This window comes from Shewanella sp. AS16 (assembly GCF_021412365.1).
GTDB classification, from domain to species: domain Bacteria; phylum Pseudomonadota; class Gammaproteobacteria; order Enterobacterales; family Shewanellaceae; genus Shewanella; species Shewanella salipaludis.
On sequence record NZ_JAKCLK010000335.1, the window covers coordinates 1 to 286 of the forward strand.

At 53.8% G+C, this 286-nt stretch carries 1 protein-coding gene; it reads right to left on the bottom strand.

Going from position 1 to position 286, the window contains the following annotated elements:
• On the bottom strand, positions 1–286 hold a 286-nt coding region (locus LZP73_RS20540), incomplete at both ends, for an anion permease (protein ID WP_234236822.1).

The following is a 286-nucleotide window of genomic DNA, read 5'->3' on the forward strand; positions in this document are numbered from 1 at the left end:
CGAACCAGTCGATAAAGCCAGAACGGGTCAGGCCATTCGCCATAACAACCAGCGTTGCCAGGTTGACCAGCGTGTTCCATGCGCTGTTATAGCGAGTAATGTCTTTCCACGGCACAACGTGCAGCGCCAGCATCAGCGAAACTGCCAGCAGACCTACCGCAGTAGCATTAATGACTTCACTGCCAAATACCCACAAACCTAAGCTGAGCAATACAAGGCCAATCAGCGTCCACTCTCTGCGCGTCAGCGCACCCATGGTTTTTAGTTCATCACCCGCCCAGGTTGC